The following is a 937-nucleotide window of genomic DNA, read 5'->3' as shown; positions in this document are numbered from 1 at the left end:
AAAACATATATTGAAAATCAAAGTGAAAAGTGAGGTGAAATGATATGACAAAGCAAAATAAAGCATATAAATTCCGTTTGTATCCAACAGAAGACCAAGCACATCTTATGCGTAAAACCTTCGGTTGTGTACGTTTCGTGTATAACAGAATGTTAGCTGAACGGAAAGAAGCGTATGAAAAACATAAAGATGATAAGGATCAACTAAAGAAACAAAAGCTTCCCACTCCTGCAAAATACAAAGCAGAATTTGAGTGGTTAAAAGAAGTTGATTCATTAGCTTTGGCAAATGCTCAACTAAACTTGCAAACTGCCTATAAAAATTTCTTTCGTGGTCAAAATGACTTCCCAACATTCAAAAGCAAAAAAGACAGAAAGTCTTATACAACGAATGTAGTGAACGGAAATATTATGTTGCTTAATGGTCATATCAAATTGCCAAAACTGAAAATGGTACGTATCAAACAGCATAGAGAAATACCACAAGACCATATAATCAAGTCATGTACGATTTCTATGACACCTACTGGTAAATACTATGTGTCCATTTTGACTGAATACGAAAAAGAGATCGTACAAAAAGAAGTAGAAACAGTTGTTGGATTAGACTTTGCGATGGATCAATTATACGTCAGTTCTGAGGATGAGAGAGCCAATTATCCTAAGTTCTATCGTGAAATGTTAGACCGATTAGCAAAGGCGCAACGAGTATTATCAAGACGTACAAAAGGTTCAGAGCGTTGGAATAAACAACGTATCCGTGTAGCTAAGCTGCATGAAAAAGTAGCAAACCAACGTAAGAACTTCCTTCATCATAAGTCTAAAGAGTTAGCTACTCATTTTGATGTTGTAGCTATTGAAGATCTAAATATGAAGGGAATATCGCAAGCATTTCATTTTGGAAAAAGCGTCGCTGATAATGCTTGGGGTATGTTCAC

The 937-nt window shown here is 35.3% G+C and carries 1 protein-coding gene; it reads left to right on the top strand.

Annotated features, from left to right (window positions below):
• Positions 1-44: 44 nt before the first annotated feature.
• Positions 45-937: RNA-guided endonuclease TnpB family protein (locus HMPREF2590_RS25075; RefSeq protein ID WP_070861609.1), on the top strand; the 893-nt coding region annotated here is incomplete at its 3' end.

It is taken from the genome of Bacillus sp. HMSC036E02 (assembly GCF_001836235.1).
Lineage (GTDB): Bacteria > Bacillota > Bacilli > Bacillales > Bacillaceae_G > Bacillus_A > Bacillus_A cereus.
The sequence above is the reverse complement of the archived record's forward strand: the minus strand, read 5'-3'. Positions and strand labels throughout refer to the sequence as shown.